At 74.6% G+C, this 20,994-nt stretch carries 21 protein-coding genes; 13 read left to right on the top strand and 8 right to left on the bottom strand.

All coding sequences use genetic code 11. The annotated features are described in order from the left end of the window. Window positions 1-27 precede the first annotated feature (27 nt). The 4 genes from TR48_RS04420 (at window position 28) to TR48_RS04405 (ending at window position 2,842) form a co-directional block, all read left to right on the top strand. Window positions 28-348 (top strand): hypothetical protein, encoded by a 321-nt coding sequence (locus TR48_RS04420; RefSeq protein ID WP_042364534.1) that lies wholly within the window; start codon window positions 28-30, stop codon window positions 346-348. Continuing rightward, window positions 345-854, top strand: a complete 510-nt coding sequence (locus TR48_RS04415) for a DUF1269 domain-containing protein (RefSeq protein ID WP_042364533.1) — start codon at window positions 345-347, stop codon at window positions 852-854. Before TR48_RS04420 ends, TR48_RS04415 begins: the two co-directional genes overlap by 4 nt. A 117-nt stretch (window positions 855-971) precedes the next feature. Further along, window positions 972-1,802: an oxidoreductase gene (locus tag TR48_RS04410; protein WP_042364532.1), complete on the top strand. Its 831-nt coding sequence runs from the start codon at window positions 972-974 to the stop codon at window positions 1,800-1,802. 314 nt (window positions 1,803-2,116) lie between these two features. Next, the gene (locus TR48_RS04405) at window positions 2,117-2,842 is read left to right on the top strand and encodes an HAD family hydrolase (RefSeq protein ID WP_042364531.1); all 726 of its coding nucleotides are present in this window, start codon (window positions 2,117-2,119) and stop codon (window positions 2,840-2,842) included. Window positions 2,843-2,851: 9 nt separating this feature from the next. Here the strand turns inward: TR48_RS04405 and TR48_RS04400 are convergent, their stop codons facing one another. Next, the gene (locus TR48_RS04400) at window positions 2,852-3,898 is read right to left on the bottom strand and encodes a zinc-binding alcohol dehydrogenase family protein (RefSeq protein ID WP_042364530.1); all 1,047 of its coding nucleotides are present in this window, start codon (window positions 3,896-3,898) and stop codon (window positions 2,852-2,854) included. Window positions 3,899-4,071: 173 nt separating this feature from the next. Here TR48_RS04400 and TR48_RS04395 point away from each other — a divergent pair, with 173 nt between their 5' ends. Continuing rightward, a complete protein-coding gene (locus tag TR48_RS04395; protein WP_042364529.1) occupies window positions 4,072-6,492 on the top strand; it encodes a glycoside hydrolase family 65 protein in 2,421 nt (806 codons plus the stop codon). Between the two features lie 39 nt (window positions 6,493-6,531). Here the strand turns inward: TR48_RS04395 and TR48_RS04390 are convergent, their stop codons facing one another. The 5 genes from TR48_RS04390 to TR48_RS04370 all read right to left on the bottom strand — a co-directional run bounded on the left by TR48_RS04390 (window position 6,532) and on the right by TR48_RS04370 (window position 12,020). Further along, on the bottom strand, window positions 6,532-7,365 hold the full coding sequence (locus tag TR48_RS04390) for a universal stress protein (RefSeq protein ID WP_042364528.1): 834 nt from the start codon (window positions 7,363-7,365) through the stop codon (window positions 6,532-6,534). Window positions 7,366-7,467: 102 nt separating this feature from the next. Further along, a complete protein-coding gene (locus TR48_RS04385) occupies window positions 7,468-8,475 on the bottom strand; it encodes an Acg family FMN-binding oxidoreductase (RefSeq protein ID WP_236652003.1) in 1,008 nt (335 codons plus the stop codon). 89 nt (window positions 8,476-8,564) lie between these two features. Continuing rightward, complete coding sequence (locus TR48_RS04380) at window positions 8,565-9,416, bottom strand: universal stress protein (protein ID WP_042364527.1); 852 nt, start codon at window positions 9,414-9,416, stop codon at window positions 8,565-8,567. Between the two features lie 259 nt (window positions 9,417-9,675). Beyond that, on the bottom strand, window positions 9,676-10,206 hold the full coding sequence (locus TR48_RS04375; RefSeq protein WP_152627791.1) for a hypothetical protein: 531 nt from the start codon (window positions 10,204-10,206) through the stop codon (window positions 9,676-9,678). Window positions 10,207-10,268: 62 nt separating this feature from the next. Continuing rightward, on the bottom strand, window positions 10,269-12,020 hold the full coding sequence (locus tag TR48_RS04370; protein ID WP_236652002.1) for a sensor histidine kinase: 1,752 nt from the start codon (window positions 12,018-12,020) through the stop codon (window positions 10,269-10,271). A gap of 243 nt (window positions 12,021-12,263) precedes the next feature. On the opposite strand from TR48_RS04370, the gene TR48_RS04365 reads away from it, so the two are divergent. Both TR48_RS04365 and TR48_RS04360 read left to right on the top strand, forming a co-directional pair. Continuing rightward, window positions 12,264-13,136 (top strand): universal stress protein, encoded by an 873-nt coding sequence (locus tag TR48_RS04365; RefSeq protein ID WP_042364526.1) that lies wholly within the window; start codon window positions 12,264-12,266, stop codon window positions 13,134-13,136. 142 nt (window positions 13,137-13,278) lie between these two features. Continuing rightward, a complete protein-coding gene (locus TR48_RS04360; RefSeq protein WP_042364525.1) occupies window positions 13,279-14,010 on the top strand; it encodes a response regulator in 732 nt (243 codons plus the stop codon). Window positions 14,011-14,055: 45 nt separating this feature from the next. Here the strand turns inward: TR48_RS04360 and TR48_RS04355 are convergent, their stop codons facing one another. Next, window positions 14,056-14,598, bottom strand: a complete 543-nt coding sequence (locus TR48_RS04355; protein WP_152627790.1) for an Rv1733c family protein — start codon at window positions 14,596-14,598, stop codon at window positions 14,056-14,058. Between the two features lie 520 nt (window positions 14,599-15,118). Here TR48_RS04355 and TR48_RS04350 point away from each other — a divergent pair. From TR48_RS04350 to TR48_RS04340, 3 genes are read left to right on the top strand one after another with little or no spacing between them, the layout of a single operon-like run. Continuing rightward, on the top strand, window positions 15,119-16,093 hold the full coding sequence (locus TR48_RS04350; RefSeq protein WP_042364523.1) for an Acg family FMN-binding oxidoreductase: 975 nt from the start codon (window positions 15,119-15,121) through the stop codon (window positions 16,091-16,093). 38 nt (window positions 16,094-16,131) lie between these two features. Next, the gene (locus TR48_RS04345; RefSeq protein ID WP_042364522.1) at window positions 16,132-16,482 is read left to right on the top strand and encodes an acetate--CoA ligase family protein; all 351 of its coding nucleotides are present in this window, start codon (window positions 16,132-16,134) and stop codon (window positions 16,480-16,482) included. 26 nt (window positions 16,483-16,508) lie between these two features. Then, the gene (locus TR48_RS04340; RefSeq protein WP_042364521.1) at window positions 16,509-17,366 is read left to right on the top strand and encodes a universal stress protein; all 858 of its coding nucleotides are present in this window, start codon (window positions 16,509-16,511) and stop codon (window positions 17,364-17,366) included. Between the two features lie 115 nt (window positions 17,367-17,481). On the opposite strand, the gene TR48_RS04335 is transcribed toward TR48_RS04340, so the two are convergent. Further along, complete coding sequence (locus TR48_RS04335; protein ID WP_152627789.1) at window positions 17,482-18,039, bottom strand: hypothetical protein; 558 nt, start codon at window positions 18,037-18,039, stop codon at window positions 17,482-17,484. Between the two features lie 185 nt (window positions 18,040-18,224). Here TR48_RS04335 and TR48_RS04330 point away from each other — a divergent pair, with 185 nt between their 5' ends. The 3 genes from TR48_RS04330 (at window position 18,225) to TR48_RS04320 (ending at window position 20,991) form a co-directional block, all read left to right on the top strand. After that, window positions 18,225-18,740, top strand: coding sequence for a hypothetical protein (locus tag TR48_RS04330; protein ID WP_042364519.1), 516 nt, complete (start codon window positions 18,225-18,227; stop codon window positions 18,738-18,740). A 282-nt stretch (window positions 18,741-19,022) separates the two neighbouring features. Then, window positions 19,023-19,886 carry a universal stress protein gene (locus TR48_RS04325; RefSeq protein WP_042364518.1) on the top strand — a complete coding sequence of 288 codons (864 nt, stop codon included), beginning with the start codon at window positions 19,023-19,025 and terminating at the stop codon, window positions 19,884-19,886. Between the two features lie 112 nt (window positions 19,887-19,998). Then, window positions 19,999-20,991 carry an ABC transporter ATP-binding protein gene (locus tag TR48_RS04320; protein WP_042364517.1) on the top strand — a complete coding sequence of 331 codons (993 nt, stop codon included), beginning with the start codon at window positions 19,999-20,001 and terminating at the stop codon, window positions 20,989-20,991. Window positions 20,992-20,994: the final 3 nt, after the last annotated feature.

The following is a 20,994-nucleotide window of genomic DNA, read 5'->3' as shown; positions in this document are numbered from 1 at the left end:
AGAACGACCCCGACGGAGGTGGCGACGATGACTCAGCTGATCATTCCGAGAGTGTGGCTCACACAGGACACGCTGCTGGTCTCCACGGACACGCTGTCGGGGCTCGTCCGCGCGGTGGCGGCGGAGGTCACCGGCTGGGAAGGCCAGGGCGCCGATCCCGCCACGCTCCGTGCCTTCGACCAGATGCTGCAGAGCCTCGCCGACCGGATCGACGTCGAGTGCATCGCTCTGGCCTCAACGGTCGCGGAAGGCGATGGATGGCCCAGAGCACGAGAGCCGAAGGGAACCCGTCGCCTCGCGTATCCCAAGGACGCAAGGCGACCAGGACAGAAGGGACAGCAGACATGACGAAGCCTGACACGGTGTTCATCTACATCGGAACCTACCCGAGTGAGGGCGAGGCACTGAGCGATTTCGACGTCGTCAAGGACCTTCACGCCGAGGGCACGATCGGCACCTACGACGCCGCAGTCGTCACCAAGGACGCGTTCGGCAAGGTGCACGTCCACAAGGAGGAGATGGCCACCCGGCACGGCGCGTGGGGCGGCGCCGCCACCGGTGCTCTGATCGGGCTGCTCTTCCCTCCGACGATCATCGGGACCGCTCTCGTCGGTGCGGCCGTGGGCGGAGTGAGCGGCCATCTGTGGCGGGGCTTGTCCCGAGGAGACATCAAGGAGCTCGGGGAGATCATCGACGCAGGCCAGGCCGCCGTGGTCGTCGTCGGTGAGAGCAAGCTGGCGGAGGCGATCGAGAAGGCCGAGCTCACGGCAGCTCAGCACGTGGCCAAAGAGGTGGACCTGAGCCCGAACCAGATCGACACCGCAGTCCAAGAAGCAGCAGGGCAGGTCGCCTGACCGCAGACTCGGCCGGGCCGCCTCCCCGCGCGGCCGGTTTGTGGGCGGGATCCTTGGCTGACCGGACTCCAGGAACCCCGGGGTGCGGATGGACGCGGTGGCCAGGACGATGAGGACATGCCCACCAAGACTGTGCTCGTGACCGGCGCCTCGTCCGGCATCGGCGAGGCCACCGCGGTCAAGTTGCAAGCCCTCGGCTGCACCGTCTACGCGGCTGCCCGGCGCACCGGACGCATGGCGCACCTCGCCAACCGCGGCATCCGGGTACTGGAGCTCGACGTCACCGATCCGACCTCCTGCCGCGCTGCGGTGGACCGGATCACCGAGGAGGCCGACGGCGTCGACGTGCTCGTCAACAACGCCGGCTACGGCTCCTACGGCGCGGTCGAGGACGTACCGCTGCGTGAGGCGCGTGACCAGTTCGCCGTGAACGTCTTCGGCGCCGCCGAGCTGATACGACTCGTCCTGCCCCGGATGCGCGAGCGGCACAGCGGCCGGATCGTCAACATCAGCTCGATGGGCGGACGGATCCACACCCCGCTGGGCGGCTGGCACCACGCCACCAAGTTCGCCCTGGAAGGGCTCAGTGACTGCCTGCGGCTGGAGTTGAAGCCCTTCGGGATCGACGTGGTGCTGGTCGAACCGGGCAGCATCCGCACCGAGTGGGGAGGTATCGCCGCGAGCAAGCTCCGCGAGACTTCGGGACAGGGCCCGTACGCCCGGCAGGCCGTGGCCATGGCCATGACCCTCGAGGGCGAGGCCAACGCGCGTTTCACCTCCCCGCCGTCCGTCGTGGCCGACGCGGTGGCCCGCGCGGTGACGGACCGTCGCCCCCGTACCCGCTACGTCGTCGGGGCGGGCGCGCGACCGCTGATCCTGCTGCGGACCTTCCTGCCGGACCGGGCCTCCGACACCCTCATGCGCGTCGGTAGCCGCCTGCCCCGCTGAGCCGACCGCAATGGCCCAGGCGACCGAAGGTTCAGGTTCCGACGGGCTCGGAACGCGCGACAGCCAGGTCGTAGGCAGCCGCCTCCGACCGCGGCTCCGTCTCCCACTGCGCCACGCCGCGCGTTGCCTGTCCAGGGCCGTTCGGGCACCGGTCGGGGCGCGACCGGTCTCCGAACGAGGTCGAGCATCCTCTCGCCCGGCGCGATGGCCGGAGGACCGCTGAGGGCCGTTCCCTCGCGTGCACGGTCAGCAGCGGCACTCGACCGGCCCTGGTCCGGGCCGCGCGCGACGGTCGGCGGTGCTGTACTGGCCGTGTGATCGCGATCGACTGCCTCGCCGGCGCCGCCTTCGACACCGACGGCGTGCTCACCGACACCGCGGCGCTGCACGCCATGGCGTGGAAGGCGGCCTTCGACGACCTGCTGCGGGCACTCCCGCCGGACACCCCGGAGGCGGCGCGGGCGCCGTTCGACATCGCGACGGACTATCCGCGCCACGTCGACGGCCGCTCCCGCGAGGACGGGGTGCGGGCCTTCCTCGCCTCCCGGGACCTGACCGGTCTCGGCCCGGAGGCCATGGAGCGGCTCGCCACCCGCAAGGACCGGATCTACCTTGCGCTGCTGCGGCACCAGGGCGCGCCGCCACGGCCGGGCGTGGTGGACCTGCTGGTCGCGCTGCGCGAGCAGGGCGTGCCGACGGCGGTGGTGTCGGCGAGCAGGCACTGCGCGCGCGTGGTGGAGGCCGCCGGGCTGACGGATCTCTTCGACGCCCGGGTGGACGGGGTGGACGCCGCGCGGCTGCGCCTGGCAGGCAAGCCTGATCCGGCGCTCTTCCTGGAGGCGGCGCGGCGGCTGGGCGCCGAGCCAGGCCGGACGATGGTGGTCGAGGACGCGCTGGTGGGCGTGCAGGCCGGACGACGCGGTGGTTTCGCGCCGGTCGTCGGGGTGGACCGGGGCGCGGGCGCGGACGACCTGCGGGAGAACGGCGCCGACGTGGTCGTGAAGGACCTCACCGAGCTGATGCCGCTGCTGGGGCTGTGATCCCGGTCCTCACACCCTGAGGTCGAGCACGGCGACACCGGTCACCCGGTCGGCGGCGAGGTCGGCGAGCGCGCGGTCCGCGTCGGCGAAGCCGTAACTGACGCTGTGCACCTTCAGCGGCAGGCCGGCCACCTCCTCAAGGTAGGCCCGTCCGTCCTCTCGGGTGTTGGCGGTGACGCTGCGCAGGGTCCGCTCCTGGAACAGGTGGTCGGCGTAGTTCAGCACCGGGATGTCGGTCAGGTGGATCCCGGCCACCGCCAGCGTGCCGCCCCGGTCCAGGGCGGCGAGGGCGACCGGAACGAGGTCGCCGACGGGCGCGAAGAGGATCGCCGCGTCCAGCGGTTCGGGCGGGGCGTCGTAGGCGTCCCCGGCCGAGGCCACGCCGAGTTCGAGCGCCAGCCGCCGCGCCTGTTCGGCGCGGGTGAGCACGTGCACGGTCGCGCCGCGCGCCAGCGCCAGCTGAGCGGTCAGATGCGCGGACGCGCCGAAGCCGTAGAGGCCCAGCCGTCCGCCCGGCGGCAGCTCGGCGCGCTGCAGGGCACGGTAGCCGATGATGCCCGCGCACAGCAGCGGCGCGGTCTCGGCGTCGTCGCGCCCATCCGGCGGCAGCGGGTAGACGTAGCGGGCGTCCGCCGTCAGGCACCGGGCGAATCCGCCGTCTCGGTCCCAGCCGGTGTAGCGGGACTCGGGGCACAGGTTCTCGTGGCCCGCACGGCAGTAGCGGCAGACGCCGCAGGTCCCGGCGAGCCAGGCCACGCCGACGCGGTCGCCGATCCCGGGGCCCGGAGCACCGGACCGCCCTACGGGCCTCGGGCCGACGGCGACCACGCGGCCGACGGCCTCGTGGCCGGGGGTGCGGCCCGGGGCCCGCGGGGCGAGGTCGCCTTCGGCCAGGTGCAGGTCGGTGCGGCACACCCCGCACACGTCCACCTCGATCAGCAGCTCGCCGGGGCCGGGATCCGGGACGGCCTTGCGGACCAGCCGCAGCGGACGCGTGGCCATGGGGCCCGGCCGCTCGACGGCCCAGGCATCGGTCTCGCGTCCTGTCCCGACCACCGGCCCACCTGCTCCCGCTCGCCGTCCGCCTTCTTCGACGGTCCCCCCGCGCGCGACGCGCCGCAAGCCCGCGGCGACGGCATCGCCACGGGCGGCGGGCGGCGACGCCGAGGTGCGGCGGCTCACCCGGGCGGGGACGATGAGGGCATCTCCGACCAGCACCTGGAGCCACCGTGAGCGGCGACGCCTGGACCCTGCGGTACGAGGGTCTCGAGCCGTCCGAGGTGGGTCTGCGCGAGGCGCTGTGCGCGGTCGGCAACGGCTACTTCGTCACTCGGGCCGCCGCGCCCGAGGCGTCGGCGGACGGCGTGCACTACCCCGGCACCTACCTGGCGGGCTGCTACCACCGCGCGAGCTCGACCCTGCACGGGCGGACGGTCGTCAACGAGGACCTGGTCAACGGCCCGAACTGGCTGCCGCTGACCTTCCGGCCCCTCGCGGGGCGCGGTGAGGACGAGGGCCCCTGGTTCGGCGAGCCCGGCTTCGCCACCCGCGACCAGCGCCTGGAGTTCGACCTGCGCCACGCGGTGCTCACCCGGCGCCGCCGCTGCCGCGACGGCGCGGGCCGGACCACCGACGTCACCCAGCGCGTCTTCGCCCACATGGGACGGCCCCACCTCGGCGTGCTGGTCACCCAGCTGACACCGGTGGACTGGTCGGGAACGGTCGAGATCCGCTCCGGCTTGGAGGGCCGCGTGGTCAACGACGGCGTGGCCCGCTACCGGGGCCTGACCTCCCGCCACCTCGTCCCCGTCGGGCAGGGCGCCGAGGGCGAGGTCCTCCGGCTCCAGGTGGCGACGGAGGACTCCGGCCTGCGGATCGGGGTGGCCGCCCGCACCCGCCTGCGGTCGGGCGACACCGAGCCGCCCGCCGACGTCGCCGACCGGCTCGACGTGGCGGGCCGGGTCGACCGGACCTTCACCGTGGCGGTTCGTCAGGGCCGCACGCTGACCGTGGAGAAGACCGTCGCGCTGTTCACCTCCCGCGACGGTCTGGCCGCCGAGCCCGCCGCGAGCGCCGCCGACCTGGTCGCCGGCGTCGAGGACGCCGCCGAGCTGGAGCGCGGGCACCGGCTGCGCTGGCAGGAGCTGTGGCGCCGGTGCCGCGTCGGCGCGGACTTCGAGGGCGCCGGGACCGTCCACCTCTACATCCTGCATCTGCTGCAGACCTTCTCGGCGCACTCGGTCGACCTCGACGTCGGCCTGCCCGCCCGGGGCCTGCACGGCGAGGCGTACCGGGGGCACGTGTTCTGGGACGAGCTGTTCGTCCTCCCCTACTTCAACCGGCATCTGCCCGAGCTCAGCCGCGCCGCGCTGCGCTACCGGTACCGCCGCCTGGACCGGGCCCGGCGCGACGCGGCCGCGGCGGGCCGACGCGGCGCCATGTTCCCGTGGCAGAGCGGCAGCGACGGCGGCGAGGAGACCCAGGAGCTGCACCTGAACCCCGACTCCGGCCGCTGGCTGCCGGACCACAGCCGCCTGCAGCGCCACGTCGGATCGGCGATCGCCTACAACGTGTGGCTGTACCACCGGGTCACCGGCGACCTGCCGTTCCTCTCCCAGGCCGGGGCCGAACTCGTCCTGGAGGTCGCCCGGTTCTGGGCGGACGCGGCGGAGTACGACGAACGTCTCGGCCGCTACCGGATCCGCGGCGTCATGGGCCCGGACGAGTACCACGACGGGTATCCGTGGAGCGAGCGCCCCGGGCTGGACGACAACGCCTACACCAACGTCATGGCGTCCTGGACCCTGCACGCGGCGCGCGAACTCCTGGGAGAGCTCCCGGCTTACCGGCGCGGCGAACTGCTGGAGGCCCTCGGGGTGGACGCGGCGGAGCTGGCCGGCTGGGACCGGATCGCCCACCGGCTGCACGTCCCCTTCCACGACGGGGTGATCAGCCAGTTCGACGGCTACGAGCGGCTGGAGGAGCTGGACTGGGCCGCGCTGCGCGCCCGTCACGGCGACATCCGGCGACTGGACCGGATCCTGGAGGCCGAGGGCGACTCGGTCAACCGCTACCGGGCCTCCAAGCAGGCCGACGTGCTGATGCTCTGGTATCTGTTCCCGCCCTCGGAGGTGCGGCGGCTGCTCACCCGCCTGGGCTACCGGGTCGATCCGGGGCTGATGGAGCGCACCGTCGACTACTACCTGGCGCGCACCTCCCACGGGTCGACCCTGAGCGCCGTGGTGCACGCCTGGGTGCTGGCCCGGCGCGATCGCCGCGCCTCCTGGCGGTTCTTCCGCGAGGCCGTCGCCGCCGACGTCCACGACGTCCAGGGCGGCACGACCGCCGAGGGCGTGCACCTGGGCGCGATGGCGGGCGTCATCGACCTGCTGGAGCGCTGCTACTCCGGCCTGTCGGTGCGGCGCGAAGCCCTGGTGCTCGACCCGGCGCTGCCGCCCCAACTGGGTCAGCTCGACCTGACGCTGCACTACCGCGGCCACGGCGACGTCCTGGTGCGGCTTTCGCACCATCACGCCTCGATCACCGTGCCGCCCGGCATCGCGCCGCCGATCCACGTCGTCGTCCGCGGCACGGAGGCGACGCTGCGCGCGGGCGAGGTGGTGCGGGTCGATCTCCCCCCGGGCGGGTGACTCCCGTCGGGGCCGGCGGCGTGGCGGTCGGGCCGGGCGTCAGCTCGCGGGGACCACGGCCACCGGGCAGTTCGCGTGCTGGACTACGGCCAGGCTGACCGACCCGAGCCGCTTCAGCGGCCCGGCGCGGCGGCCCTGACGCCCCACGACGACGAGGTCGGCCTCGGCCGAGAGGGTGACCAGCGGCTTGGCGGCGCCGGACTTGACGCTCTCGAAGGTCACCGGCACCGAGGGGAACTCCTCCCGCCAGCCGGCCAGCACCTCGGCGAGGGTGCGTTCCTGTTCCGCCTCGATGTGGCCGCGCTCGTAGACCGGCGGAAACCCGCGTCCCTGGGTGATCAGCGGATAGCGCCAGGCGTGGACCGCGCGCAGGGAGAGCTCGCGGCGCTCGGCCGCCTCGAAGGCGAAGCGCAGGACGTCCTCGTCGGGGTCCTTGGCGTCCACGCCGACGACCACGCCCCCGGTCCGTTCCACGGCCGCGCCGCCCCGGTCGGGGACGACCACCACGGGACAGCCGGCCGTCCCGGCCGTGTGCAGGCTGGTCGAACCGACCAAGAGCCCGGGGAACCCGCCCGCGCCGCGGGCCCCGACCACGAGCAGCGCCGCCGTCTGAGCCGCGGCGGCCAGCACGTCGCGGGCCTCGCCGTCCACGGCCTCGACGGAGACCGCCAGCAGTCCGGGGCTTCGCTTGCGCACCACCTCGGCCAGCTCGTCGGCCGCCTGGCGGGCGTAGTCCGCCACGGCCCCGCCGGTCGCGGTCAGCAGCGTCAACCCGGCGCCGCGCAGCGTGGCCTCCGACTCGGCCCAGGCGACGGCGGGCCCGTCGGCGGCCTGTTCGTCCACGCCGAGCACGATGGGACCAGGACCAGACATGGCTTCCTCCCGGGGTGAACCCGCCCGTGTCGAAGACCGGCAGTTCCAGTGTGCCCCTGAGCGGCGAACCCACCAGCGCGGAGCGGCCGTGGCGCGGCGCGTTCAGCCCAGGCTCAGGATCTCGGCGACCGGCCGACGCGGGGTCACCGCGCCGGGCGGGCCGTAGCCCAGACGCAGGATGATCTGCACGTAGCCGGGGCCGGTCTCCGGGTCACGCAGCTGCCAGCGGGTGTCGGGCCACTCGACGGCCTGGTGCAGCACCGAGCAGCGCAGGCCGTTCAGCGTGGCCAGCAGCCAGACCCGTTCCAGGGCCATGCCGGTGCGGACCCAGGCGCTGCGGTCGTCGTGCGGGGTGGTGAAGGTGGCGAGCTGCGGCAGCGGCTCGAACCGCGCGGAGGCCGGGACGGCGTGCGGCGGGTGGCCGGTGAAGCTGCGCACCGGGACACGCGCGTCCCGGTCGAGCGGGCCGAGCGCCTCGACGGGGATCCCGTCGGTCGCGGGGGCTTCCACGCGGACCCAGCCGCGGGTCTCCGCCTCGCGCGTCAGGTCGGCGGCGGTGCGGCGCTCGGCGTCGGTGGTCAGCGCGAGCACCCGGCGGGTCTCGGCCTCCTCCAGCACGGCGAGCACCGTGCCCTCGTGGTCGGCGGCCGCCATCAGCTCGCCGACGAGCCGCTCCGGCACGTCGCGGTTGGTGAACGGCTGCCGGCTGCTGTGGCGCTCGGCGATCGCGGGGTAGAGCTCGGCGTCGGGGTGCGGACCGGCGCCGGGCGGGGGCCGGTCGAAGGCGAGAGCCGCGACCAGGTCCGGCTGCGCCGGGTCCGGCAGCAGCCGCAGGCGAGTCTCCAGGCCGAGCGAGGCGGCGGCGACGCGCAGGTTGAGCAGCGCGGCGCCGATCGAGACGTGCAGCGCGCGCCCGGTGGGATCGGTGACGGGCACCGCCCTCGACGGATCGCGGTCCACCAGCAGGCCGCGCCGGTCCTCGGTGGCGCGGAAGCGCCACGGCTGGCTGTTGTGCAGGGAGGGCGCCGCTCCGCCGGCGGCGGCCAGAAAGGCGAACCGATCCGGCGTCAGGGCGTCGGACGCGTCGGTGGTGTGGGAGTCGTCGGTCATGGCGGCCGCCTCCGGGTCTGTGGCGGATCTGGGGTTCGCCGAGCAGGGGTTCGGCAATCTGGGGTTGGACGATCTGGGGTTCGCCGAGGTCACCAGTGCGGGACGACGGCGACGGGGCAGGGGGCGTGGTGGACCACGGCATGGGCGACCGGGCCGAGCGCGGACACCGGTCGGTGCCGGCGGCGGCCGATGACCAGCAGCGAGGCCTTCTCGGCCTCCTCTACCAGGACGGCGGCCGGGTCGCCGGTGAGCTCGGCGGTCGTCGCCTCGGCTGCGGGGCGGCGGTGGCGGGCGGTGGTCACCGCGTCGTGCAGGGCGACGGCGTGCTGCCGCTGCACCTCGCGCCGCTCGGCCTCGCCCGGCTGGACGGGGCCCGCTCCCCACAGCAGCGGCGGCTGCCACACGTGCACCGCGCGCACCACGACCCCGTGCTCCTCGGCGTGGTGCAGGGCGAAGTCGAGTACCGGGCGGCAGTCGCCGCTCGGATCGACGCCGACCACGATCCGGTAGCCGGGCTCGGCGGCGGCCCGCTGCGGCACCAGGAGGACCGGCCCCTCCGACCGGGCGCCCACCGACTGGGCGACGGAGCCGAGCAGCAGCCCCTGGAAGCCCCCGCTCCCCCGGGTCCCGAGGACGAGCGTGCCCCCGTCGTCGGCGCTGCGCAGCAGCATCAGGTCCACCGGGCCGGTCACGGGCTCGATGTCGACGCGCAGCCCGGGATGGACCCGCCGCAGTTCGGCGGCGAGGCCGGTCATCGCCTCGAGAACCTGCAGTTCGGCCTGCTCGGCGCGTTCGTCCCCGGCCAGGATCCACAGGCTGTCCGGCCGCACGTGGACCAGCCGCAGGTGGCGGCCGGTCGCGGCGGCCTCCCGGCCGGCCCACCGCGCGGCGGTGAGGCTCGCGTCGGACCCGTCGACTCCGACGATCAGCGGAGGGGTCATGGCCGTCTTCCTTCCGTGCGGCACGGTGGCGGTGGCTCACCTCCCAGCCTTCGCTCCGGACGCGGTGGGACACAGGGCCGACCGGTCCCCTCCGGGCCCTCCGGCGTGCCGCGGCTCCGGCGCCGCGCCGGGCCACTCGGACCCCTCCCTCGGGCCCGAACGGCCCTGGTCGTGCAGCGGGGCCTGCCCCGGGATGCCGGGGCAGGCCCCGTCTTCGTTGTTCTCGGCTGAGGCGTCCTCGTCCGAACCGTTCCCGCGCTCAGGCGCCGACGGGCCGACGGCGCCGGACGCGCCAGGCGAGGACCAGCCCGAGGAGGGCGGTGCCTGCGCCCACCGCCTCCGCGATGACGGACGCGGTCTTCTCCGGGAACCAGATCGGCTCGTACATGTTGGGCAGCGGCCCGAGCGTACCGACGTCGACATAGCGGTAGAGCAGCACGGCGGCCACGCCTCCGGCGGCGACCAGGAAGGCGAACGCCCACGCCGCAGGCCGCCGGTGCCATACCAGCAGCACCAGCGCGGCGAGCGCCGCGAGGGCGGCCTCGACGCGGAACAGCGTGCCCTGGCTCACGTCGGCCGTCACGCCGTCGTAGCCGGGCGCGAGGTCCGCGTGCACGAAGGCGTCCACCGCCAGGACCGCCGCGGTGACCAGCGCGAGAACCCACAGCACCCCGGCCTCCGCGACGCGGCTGCTGTGCCGCACTCCTGCTCCGCTCACCGTCGTGTCCGCTATCGACATCCTGACCACCTCCAGGGCCTTGGCCGCCTCCGCTGTCCGGCGCTCGTCCATGGCCTACGCACCCGGGAGCGGATCGGTTCACGACGATCGGCAGGTAGGCCCGTCCGGAGCGCTCAGCCCTCCAGGCGCAGGGGCGCGCGCCAGGTCAGGCGGGTGCCGCCGCCGGGGGTGGTGTCGAGGAGGAGCGTGCCGCCGTGCTTCGCGGCGCGCTCCTCGAGGTTGACGAGGCCGCTGCGCCGCCCGCCCTCGGGCAGGCCGACCCCGTTGTCGGCGACGGTCAGCACCACCTCCGGCGCCGCGCCCCCGGTGACCCGGGCGAAGACGTCGACGGCCTTGGCCTCCGCATGCCGGGAGGCGTTGCTCAACGCCTCCTCCAGCACCGCGAGCACGTCGTCGGCCAGGTCGGCCGGGACGTCGGTGTCGAGCAGGCCTTCCAGTCGCAGCGAAGGCGTGAAGCCGAGTGTGGGCACGAACCGCGAGACGGTCTCGACGAGCCGGGCCCGCAGCCCCGCCGACTCCTGCGCGGAGGCGTGCGAGCGGAGTCCGAAGATCGAGGTGCGGATGATCTTCACGGTCTCGTCCAGGTCGTCCACCGCCCGGCCCACCCGTTCGGCCGCCCGCGGGTGATCGATGAACCGCTGGGCGCTCTGCAGGGTCATCCCGGTGGCGAAGATCCGCTGGATGGCGAGGTCGTGCAGGTCGCGGGCGATCCGGTCGTGGTCCTCCAGCAGCGCCAACTGCTCGGCGTCGCTGCGGCGGGCGGCGAGCTCCAGCGCCAGCGCGGCCTGGTCCGCGAAGGCCTTCAGCGGTGCCACGTCCGCGGCCGTGAACCGGTAGAGCCCCGCCCGGCGGGCCAGCATCAGGACCCCGCGCGGCCCCGAGGGGCCCCGGCCCAGCGGCACGGCGACGGCCGCGCCGAGCCCCTGCCAGCGCGGCGGCCCGGCCGTGACCCGCGGGTCGCGGGCGATGTCGGTGCTGGTGACGGGCTTCGCGGCGGTGAAGGCCGCGCCCATGAAAGTGCCCTCCAACGGCAGCAGGAGGCCGCGGTGCAGCTCCGCGTCCAGGCCCTCCGCCAGCTGGACCGCGAGGCCCGTACCGCTGCCGGTAGCCAACGAGAGGGCGATGACGCCGAGATCGGCCTCCAGGATCTCCAGCGACGCCTGGACCAGCTCGGCCAGGACGTCCTGCTCGGCGGCGCCGGACAGCAGCCGGCTGGTGATCTCGCCGCTCGCCAGCAACCAGCGCTCGCGCAGCCTCGCGTCCCGGTAGAGGCGGGCGTTGTCGATGGCGACCCCGGCCGCGACGGCCAGCGTCTGCAACACCGACTCGTCCTCGGCGTCGAACTGACCGCCGCCGCGCTTCTCGGTCAGGTAGAGATTCCCGAACACCTCGCCGCGCACCCGGATCGGCACGCCCAGAAAACTGTGCATCGGCGGGTGGTTGCCCGGGAATCCGACGGACGCCGCGTGCTCGCCGATGTCCCGCAGACGCAGCGGCTCGGGATGCCGGATCAGCTCGCCCAGGATGCCGTGACCGGTGGGAAACGGCCCGATCGCCTTGACCTGGGCGGGCGTCATGCCGGTGGTGAGGAACTTGGCCAGCAGGTCGTTCTCGCCGATGACGCCCAGCGCGGCGTAGCGGGCGTCCACGAGAGTGGCGGCGGTTTCGACGATCTGCTGCAACGCCTGGTCGAGGTCGAGCTCACGGCCGACGGTGAGCACCGCCTCCAGCAGCGCGTGCACCCGGTCCCGGGTGCCGCGGGCGACGTCGAGCCGGGACTGCAGCTCCTCGAGCAGTTGGTCCAGGCGCAGATCGGGAAGGCGCAGGGCCCCCGTGTCCGTCTCCGGCGGCGTTTCCTCGGACACCGGTTCCTCCACCCCGATGGCGCGGCGACCGGGTTTCCCGGTCAAGGTCACGGTACCAAGGCGATCCGGGCCCGGCGGCTCGAAAGCCAGGGCCGGTCAGCCCTTTCGCCAGTCGGCCGGGGCGGTGACAGCCTTGAGGTAACAGCGGGGGCGGGGCCCGACGGCTCCGTCGGTGCCGGCGTCGTCCCGAGGTCGGCCGCAGCGGTCGTCCCCCCGCCGTCGTCCCCCGAGCAGGAGGCAGTGATGAACGGTTCACCTAACGGGGCCGTTGTGGTCGGTCTCGACTCCTCCGACAACGCGCGCGTGGCCCTGGACTGGGCCGCCGACGAGGCCCTCCTGCGCGGCGCGGTGCTGCGCATCGGCCACGCCTGGAGCATGCAGGCCTACCGCCTGCCGGAGGCCTACAAGGCGGACATGGTCGAGGAGGCGCGCAAGGCCGCCGCGACCTTCCTCGAGAACACCGCCGAGGAGCTGCGCAGAGGCCGTCCCGGCCTGCGGGTCGAGCCGGAGCTGATCGAGGAGGGAGCCGTCGAGGGCCTGCTGCGGATGGCGTCGGCCGGCGCGAGCGTGCTGGTCACCGGCCGCCGGGGGCAGAACACCTTCCTCACCGTCCTGCTGGGCTCGGTGAGCGGCGGCGTGATCGCGCACGCGACCGTGCCGACGGTGCTGGTGCCGCTGGAGGGCGCCCCCGACCGGCAGGGCCCCGTCGTCGTCGGCGTCGCCCCGGGTGAGCCCGAGCCGGTCGGGTTCGCCTTCGAGGAGGCCGAACGGCGCGGCGTCCCGCTGCGCGTGGTCCGGTCCTGGATGTATCCGCAGGCGTTCCCGGGGTACATGGCCGTCCCGCCGCAGGAGCAGGCCCGGCGCGAGGCGGAGGAGACCGACGAGCTCGCCCAACTGCTGGCCCCGGCCCGGGTGGCGCACCCGGGCGTCGCGGTCGACGTCCAGGTGGTGCTGGGCCCGGCGGAGGAGGCCATCGTCAACGCCTCGGCCGACGCGTGCCTGGTGGTCGTCGGCGCGCACCGCCGGCACACCCACCACTTCAGCCAGCACATCGGCCGGGTCCCCCACCGCGTCCTGCACCTGGCCCCGGCCCCGGTCGCCGTGATCCCCCGCTGACCTGGTGCCGCGGACCCTCGGGACGGACGATGGGACCGTTCGGCCCTACCGGCCGTCCCGGACGCGGCGGGATCATCCAGTGAGCTCAGCCCCGCCCGCGGAGGCGGGCGGGGCGCACGCGACGAGGAACAGGGGCAGAGGGATGACGGGCGAAGCCTCGGGCGACGCGCAGCCCACCGGCACGATCCGGGTCTTCCTGCTGGACGACCACGAGGTGGTCCGCAGGGGCGTGCACGACATGCTTGACGCCGAGCCGGGCCTGGAGGTCGTCGGCGAGGCCGCGACCTGTGCGCAGGCCCTCGCCCGCATCCCGGCGCTGCGCCCCGACGTCGCCGTCCTCGACGTGCGCCTGCCCGACGGCGACGGCATCACCGTCTGCCGCGAACTGCGCTCCCAACTGCCGGAGCTCGCCTGCCTGATGCTCACCTCGTTCGACGACGAGGACGCCCTGCTGGATGCCATCATGGCCGGCGCATCCGGCTACGTGCTGAAGCAGATCAGCGGCACCGACCTCATCACCGCCGTGCGCACCGTCGGCTCGGGCCAGTCCATGCTCGACCCCGGCGCGGCCACCCGTTTGATGGCCCGCCTGCGCGGCCAGTCCGCCCCGACGCCGCAGCCGCCGGACGCGCTGGCCGAACTGACCGAACGGGAGCGCGACATCCTCACCCTCATCGGCGAGGGGCTGACCAACCGCGAGATCGGCCAACGCCTCTACCTGGCCGAGAAGACCGTCAAGAACCACATCTCGCGCATGCTCGCCAAGCTCGGCGTCGAGCGCCGCGTGCAGGCGGCCGTCATCGCGTCCCAGGCCGCCGACCACGCGGCGGCTCGGGGCACGGGCGGTGCCGCCCGGCCGGACGGCAGGTACTGAGCCGGACGGCAGGCACTGAGCCGGCCGCTGGTCCGTTGGCGGCACTCAGCGGCGGCGGGACCAGAGCGGCTCGTAGACCAGCCACTCCCTCGCCCAGGCCTCCTGGTCCATACGGTTGAACCGCGAGCGCGCGACCGCTCCGGCGCAGAGCAGCACCGCGTCCGCGCCGACCATCACGAGCAGCGCCGAGATCACGGCGGTGCCGACGACGTTGGCCGTCGTGGTGGGGCCGACGGAGACGTTGCCGCTGCCGTCCAGCCAGATCTGCACCTGGTCACCGGTGTGGTCGGAGGCGGGCACCCCGGCGACGCCCTGGTGCGTCGAGCCGTCCGGCGCGGTCCAGCTCACCTGGGCCAGATCGCCGCCCACCCCGGAGGGGTACGGCCGGCCGGTGACGCGGGCCTGCGCGAGGTGCAGGCTCTGCGCGACGCGCAGGGCGTCCGCGCGCCCCTGCTGGTAGAACCCCAGCCCGAGCAGGGCGCACAGCACGGCGACCGCGACGAGGCCCAGCGCCTGGATCTCCACCAGCGCTGAGCGCCACCGGTCGCTGCGTCGTCGCAGCGGGCTGCGACGACGAGCGCGCGCCATGGCGAGACGCGAACGTCTCGGCACGGGGGCGGACGGACGAGGATCGGCTGCTGGCGCGGCCATCGGACTGCCCTCCTTCGGTGCGTACGGCGTCGTTCGGAGCGGCGGACTTCGCCCGCTCGTCCCAGCCTCTCCCCACGCGCTCGAGCGGGGCAGGACCGGGCGGGCCCCTCCGGGGGACCGAACGTCCCCATCCGCCCCCGTCCGCCCCGATCCGCCGCACGCCGCGCCCGAGCGCGGCCTCCGCCCGGGCGTCCCCACCCTCTTCCGCCCTCCCCCCGCCAGCGGAGGGGACGCGAACAGGGCCCATCGGCGGGCCGGACGGCCCCGAGCGGCCCTGCTCCGCCCGGCGGGCCGCCCAGCAGGCTCGAAGCAGGAAGCGATATCGACCAGCACGTCACATCGCAGCGCCCTGCCCTGCCCCGCCATGCCGCACAGCGCCGCGACATGCCGTCCCCTGGCCCGCACCGCCGCGCACCGCCGCGCACCGCCACTCCACGCCACGTCGAAAGAGGCCGCCGTGACTCCCGCAACCCTGGACGCCGCCGTCCTGGAGGACCTCGTCTCCGCCGCCGTGGCCGCCCCGTCGATGCACAACACCCAGCCGTGGCGCTTTCGGCTGCGCCCGGAGACGCACACCGTCGAGATCCGGGCGGCGCTCGACCGCGAACTGCGGGCCGAGGACCCGGACGGCCGGGGTCTGCACCTCTCCGTCGGCGCCGCCGTGTTCAACCTCCGGCTGGCCGTGGCCCACCACGGCTGGGAGCCGGTGCTGCGCCTGCTGCCGGACCGGCACGAGCCGCAGCTCCTCGCCTCCGTCCGGCTGGCCGGGCGCAGGCCCTCCCCCGCCGCGGCCGAGCCGGGCCTGTACGAGCAGATCTGGCGTCGGCACACCAGCCGAAGCCCCTTCTCCCCCAGACCGCTGCCGGGCCCACTGTGGGCGGAGCTGGTCGACGCCGCGCGCGTCGAGGGCGCTCTCCTGCACCTGCCTGATCTCGACGAGACGCGTCGGCTGCTGGACCTGACCTACGAGGCCGAAGCCCGCACGATCACGGACGAGGAACGCCGCCAGGAGAGCCGCCGCTGGATCCGCTCCCACGGGGGCACCGGCCTCGGCATCCCGCCCGAGGCCCTCGGACCACAGGACGCGGCCGGTCGCCTCCCGATGCGGGACTTCACCGCGCTGCGCCCGCCGACCGGGCAGCCGGCGCGGGACTTCGAGCAGCACCCGCAGCTGGCCGTGCTCGCCACCGACCACGACCACCCCGCCGACTGGCTGCGCGCCGGGCTCGCGCTGCAGCACGTGCTGCTGCTGGCCACCCGCGACCAGGTCCGGGCATCGCTGCTGCACCAGGCCGTCGAGTGGCCGGACCTGCGCTGGATGCTGCGCGACCCGCGCAGCGGGCCGGAGCACGTGCAGCTCCTGATCCGCCTCGGGTACGGCCCCGAAGGCGCCCCCACCCCGCGGCGGACCGCGAGCAGCGCCCTCGGCTGAGCCCGTCCCCCTCCTTCCGGACGCGAAAGGCGACACCCATGGTCACCTCGCACGAACTGGCACGCCGAGCCGAGGCGTTGCTCGCGGACGGCACCGCCGTCACCATCCGCCCGCTCCGCCGCGAGGACCACGACGCGGTCCTGGACCTGCACGCGCACCGGATGTCGCCGGAGCACCCGCCCGTGGGCCTGGACCGGATCGAGGACCTGCACGCCCGCCTCGGCCGCATGGCCACCGGCCTCCCCCAGCTGGCCGAGGCCGACCTCAACCCGATCGTCTGCGGCCCCGCCAGCGTCGTCTGCGTCGACGCCCGCGTCCGGCGGGGACCCCGCCACGTCCCCGATCCCTGCTTGCGCCGCCTCCCGGACGCCCCCGGCGAGCCGACCTGAGCCTCTCCGGGAAGGATCCGACCGCCATGACGCTCCCGCTGATCGTCGGCTTCGACGGCTCCGACCCCAGCCTGGCCGCCGCCGAATGGGCCGCGACGGAGGCGACCCTGACAGGCGCACCAGTGCGCCTGGCCCTCGCCCACTGGCCACACCGCGACGACGTCCCCGTCCCCGATGCCTACGTCCAACTCCGTGACGAGGCAGTCGACTTGCTGAAGGCCACGGTCCAGGGAATGCGCGGCCGCCACCTCGGCCTGCGGATCGACTACGAGCTGCTGCCGGGCGACGCGCCGACCCAGCTCCTGCGCGCGGCCGAGTCCGGCAGCACGCTCGTCCTCGGCTCGCGCGGCACCGGCGGCTTCGCCGGACTGCTACTCGGATCGACGGCGCTGGCCGTGACCGCCCGCGCCGAGCACCCGGTCGTGCTCGTCCGCGAGGACGCGGAGCCCGAACCGCCGCGCCACGAGATCGTCCTCGGTCTGCGCCTCGGCAAAGGCGAACGGACCTCGGTCATCACCTTCGCGCTCGCCGAGGCGGAGCGCCACGCCACGTCGCTGCGCGTGGTGCACGCCCAGCAACCGGCCCGCTGGTGGACCACCGACCTGATCCCGCCCGGCGAGGCGCAGCGGACCGCACTGCGCAGGGACGCCGAGGAGCGGCTGCGCGACGCCCTACGGCCCCTCGCCGCGCAGTACCCGCACGTCCGTGTCAGCTTCGACGTCCGGACCGGCACCGCCGCCCACGTCCTGGTCGAGGCGGCCGACCACGCCGCCCTCCTCGTCCTCGGCCGCCGCCGCCGCGGCACCGCCCCGGCCCTCGGCCCCGCCGTCCACGCGGCCGTCCACTACCGCCTCAGCCCCGTCGCCATCGTCCCCCACGCCTGACCCGCGCAGGAGAGCAGCGCCATGGCCGCGCCTCGGTTCTGCCCTCCGGAGGATGTCAGGCCTCCGGAGGATGTCAGGCCTCCGGAGGATGTCAGGGCGTACCGCCCCCCGGCGTTCAGGCAGTGGTCTGGCAGTTCCGCTGCGCGGCAGAGGCGGCGGCGGTGAGGGCGCGGAAGGCGATTCCGGTGCCTGCGCCGTAGGCGAGGTGGGCGGCGAGGTCCCAGCCGAGGACCTTGGCGTCGTAGTCGCGGATCGGCTTGTAGAGGCCAGCGATCGGCAGGGCGGTGTAGTCGCCCGCGAAGAGCGCGAGCCCGAGCGGGAGGCCGTAGACAGGGCGCGGCGTGGGCAGCGAGCCCGCCAGGACGCCGTAGGCGGCGCCCGCCGCCGAGCCGTAGGCCCAATGGGCGACGGTGCTCGTCAGCCAGGCCGAGCGGTCGGGGAGTTCCCGCTGGGTGAAGCCCTCGACCAGGCGCTTGGCCACCTGTCCCGGGGTGGGGGCGTCCGCCCAGGTGTCGACCGGTGCGAACTCCCAGTCACGCGGGGCGTCCGTGCCGCCCGCGCGGCGGTACTTGAGGTAGTGGACGGCGTCCAGGCACACGGTTCCCACCGCCCCGGCCAGGGCGCCCGCCACCACCACCGCGAGCGGCGTCAGTCGTCGGTTTCGGATGCGCATGATCGCGAGCGTAGTTCGCCACCGGCGAGGGCGCGCGGCGAGACCTCCTCAGCAGCGGGTAGGGCCGGTCGGCCCTACCCGGGACGGATCCTGATGGAGTTCACTCACTCGGGGCGATCGCCGGCACGGGCCGCGCACCGGGCGCCCCTCCCTACCGAGGCACGTCGGACATGCGGAGGTGACGGGTGATCACCGTCGTCGGCCACGCCGATCTGAAGCCGGAGAGTCTGGCGCTCGTGGAGCGGAAGCTGCGCCAGGCACTGGACCGCCTCCCTGAAGGACCGGAAGGAGCCGTCGGCCTGGTACGGGCCGGCGCGGGAGCCGGGCTCGCCTTCGGACGGGCCATGGTGGGAGCCGGGCGGGCGCTGATCGCCGTGCTGCCCGCACGGGACGGCCTGATGACGCCCCTTCCCCGGAGCGACGCCGACGCAGCCCGGGAGCTGCTGCGCGTCTGCCTCTGCGCCCGCCTGGAGGCCTTCGACCCCGCCGAGCGCTCCTCCCGGATCACCGCGGACGAGCAGCTCGTCGCCGAGTGCGACCGCGTGCTGGCGGTGTGGGACGGGTCGTCGACCGACGGGTGCGACGCCACCGCCCACCTGGTCGCCTACGCCCGCGCCCGCGGCATCCCCGTCGAGATCGTCTGGCCGCGCGGGGCCGCCCGCCGGCGGGCGCGCCCCGTGACCTCGGCCGCGGCGCGGTGACGGGGCCGAACAGCCCTGGGTCTGAAACTGCCGGAGGTTGTCGCCACTCGGGTCTCCGAGCAATACGGAGACCACACGCCCCCGTCGCTAAAACAGCAGCAGCAGGCGAGCGCGGAACGCCGCACGGGCACGCCGGAGTCGGAAGGCTGAGGGCGGCACGCCGGGGCCGAACGTCACGGGTGTCGGGACCTGTGGCCCTGGGGCCGGGCCGCCGCCCTGGGCCAGGGTGATTGCCGGACCGGACGAGGGACGTCCGGCCGACACTGCCTGGAGGCACCCGCCATGACTGCTCGTCCGGTTCTCGCCGCCACCGACGGATCCCCCCAGAGCCTCGCCGCCGTCCACTGGGCCGCCGAGGAGGCCGTCCGGCGCGGGACCGCGCTGCGGCTGGTCCACGTCTGGCCGCGCCCGGTCGGCATCTACCTGGAGCAGCTCCAGAACGAGGGCGCGGAACTGCTCACGCACGTCACGCACGAGGTCGCCGGGCGGTACCCGGAGCTGGAGGTCGAGAGCGTGCTGCTCGGCGCGACGCCGGTCGAGGGACTGCTGGAGGCGGCCGCGGACGGTGAGCTCCTGGTGCTGGGCTCGCGCGGACTCGGCGGCTTCACCGGGCTCCTGGTGGGCTCGGTGTCGCTCGCGCTCGCGGGCCGCTCCCCCGTCCCGGTCGTCGTGCTGCGTCCCGACACGGCCGTCGCCGAGGACCGGGCACCCGGCCGGGCGACCGACGTTGTGGTCGGCGTGGGCGACGGCGCGAGCGCAGACGAGGTCCTCGGGTTCGCCTTCTCCCGGGCCCAGGAGCGCGGGGCGCGCGTCGTCGCCGTGCACGGCTGGGACGTACCCGCCCTGTGGGCCCCTCCGGGGACGATGGTCATCCCGATCGACTCGGCCACCATGGAGAGCGCCGCGCGAGAGCAGTCGGCGCAGGCGCTCAGCCCCTGGCAGGCCAAGTACCCGCAGGTGCCCGTCGTGGCCGGGACCGAGGTCGGCGGCGGCGCGAAGGCCCTCGTCGACGCCTCGGACGGGGCCGAGCTGGTCGTGATAGGCCGCCGGATCCGCAAGCACGCGACGGGCGCGCACCTGGGGCTGACCGCGCACGCGGTGCTTCACCACGCCCACGCCCCGGTCGCAGTCGTCCCGCACATCTGAGTCGGGCCCGCGGGCCGCTCCGCTGCCGGCCGTCCCACCTTGGGCCGGGCGGCCCGCCCGGGTGGCCCGCACGGCCCTAGGGTTCGGCCCTCCCCGCCGGGAGGGTGGAACCATGGCAACGCCGCAGGCAGCGCAGACGATCCGGCCGCAGCAGGATGCGGAGCCGCTGCTGGACTGCTCGAAGCTGGTGCGCAGGTTCGGAAGCCGCACCGCCGTGGACGGCGTCAGTCTGGACGTCGCGCCGGGCGAGACCTACGGACTCCTCGGACCGAACGGCGCCGGCAAGACCACGACGATCAAGATCGTCTGTGGGCTGCTCGAAGCCGACAGCGGAACCGTACGCGTGGCCGGACTGCCGGTGCGGGCGGCGCCGGGACCGGCCAAGCGGCTGATCGGCTACGTGCCGCAGGAGGTCGCTCTCTACCCCGACCTGACGGTGCGGGAGAACCTGCTGTTCTTCGGCCGCCTCTACCGGCTCCCGCGGCGACGGCTCGAACGGCGGGTCGAGGAGGTCCTCGAACTCATCGACCTCACCGCGAGGGGCGAGGACCGGGTGGACTCGCTCTCCGGCGGAATGCGGCGGCGCCTCAACATCGGGGCCGGGCTGGTCCATTCTCCGACGCTGCTCGTTCTGGACGAGCCGACGGTCGGAGTCGATCCGCAGAGCCGCCACGCGATCATGGAGAGCGTGCGCCGCTTCGGCGACCAGGGCATGGCCGTCATCTACACCACCCACTACATGGAGGAGGCGGAGCGCCTCTGCGACCGCGTCGGCATCATCGACCACGGCAGCCTGATCGCCGAGGGCACCCCACGCGAACTCGTCGCCCTGGTGGCCGAGAAGGACCAAGTCCAACTCGTCGCCTCCGGTGATCTCACTCGCTACGCCGAGGCCTGCCGCGCACTGCCGGAGGTCGAAGGCGCCGACGTCGACCGCTCGGACGAAGGAACCGTGCACGCCGTCGTGCGCGACGCGCGCAGTCTCCTGCCGCGCCTGCTCGACCTCGCCCACGCCAACCGGGTGCAGATCCGGAGCGTGGAGATCGTCGAGCCCGACCTGGAGGCGGTCTTCCTCCACCTGACCGGCACCGCGCTGCGGGAGTGAGCG

Source organism: Streptacidiphilus neutrinimicus (assembly GCF_000787815.1).
GTDB lineage: Bacteria > Actinomycetota > Actinomycetes > Streptomycetales > Streptomycetaceae > Streptacidiphilus > Streptacidiphilus neutrinimicus.
Note: the sequence above shows the minus strand (reverse complement) of the source record. Positions and strands in the feature narration are given on the sequence as shown.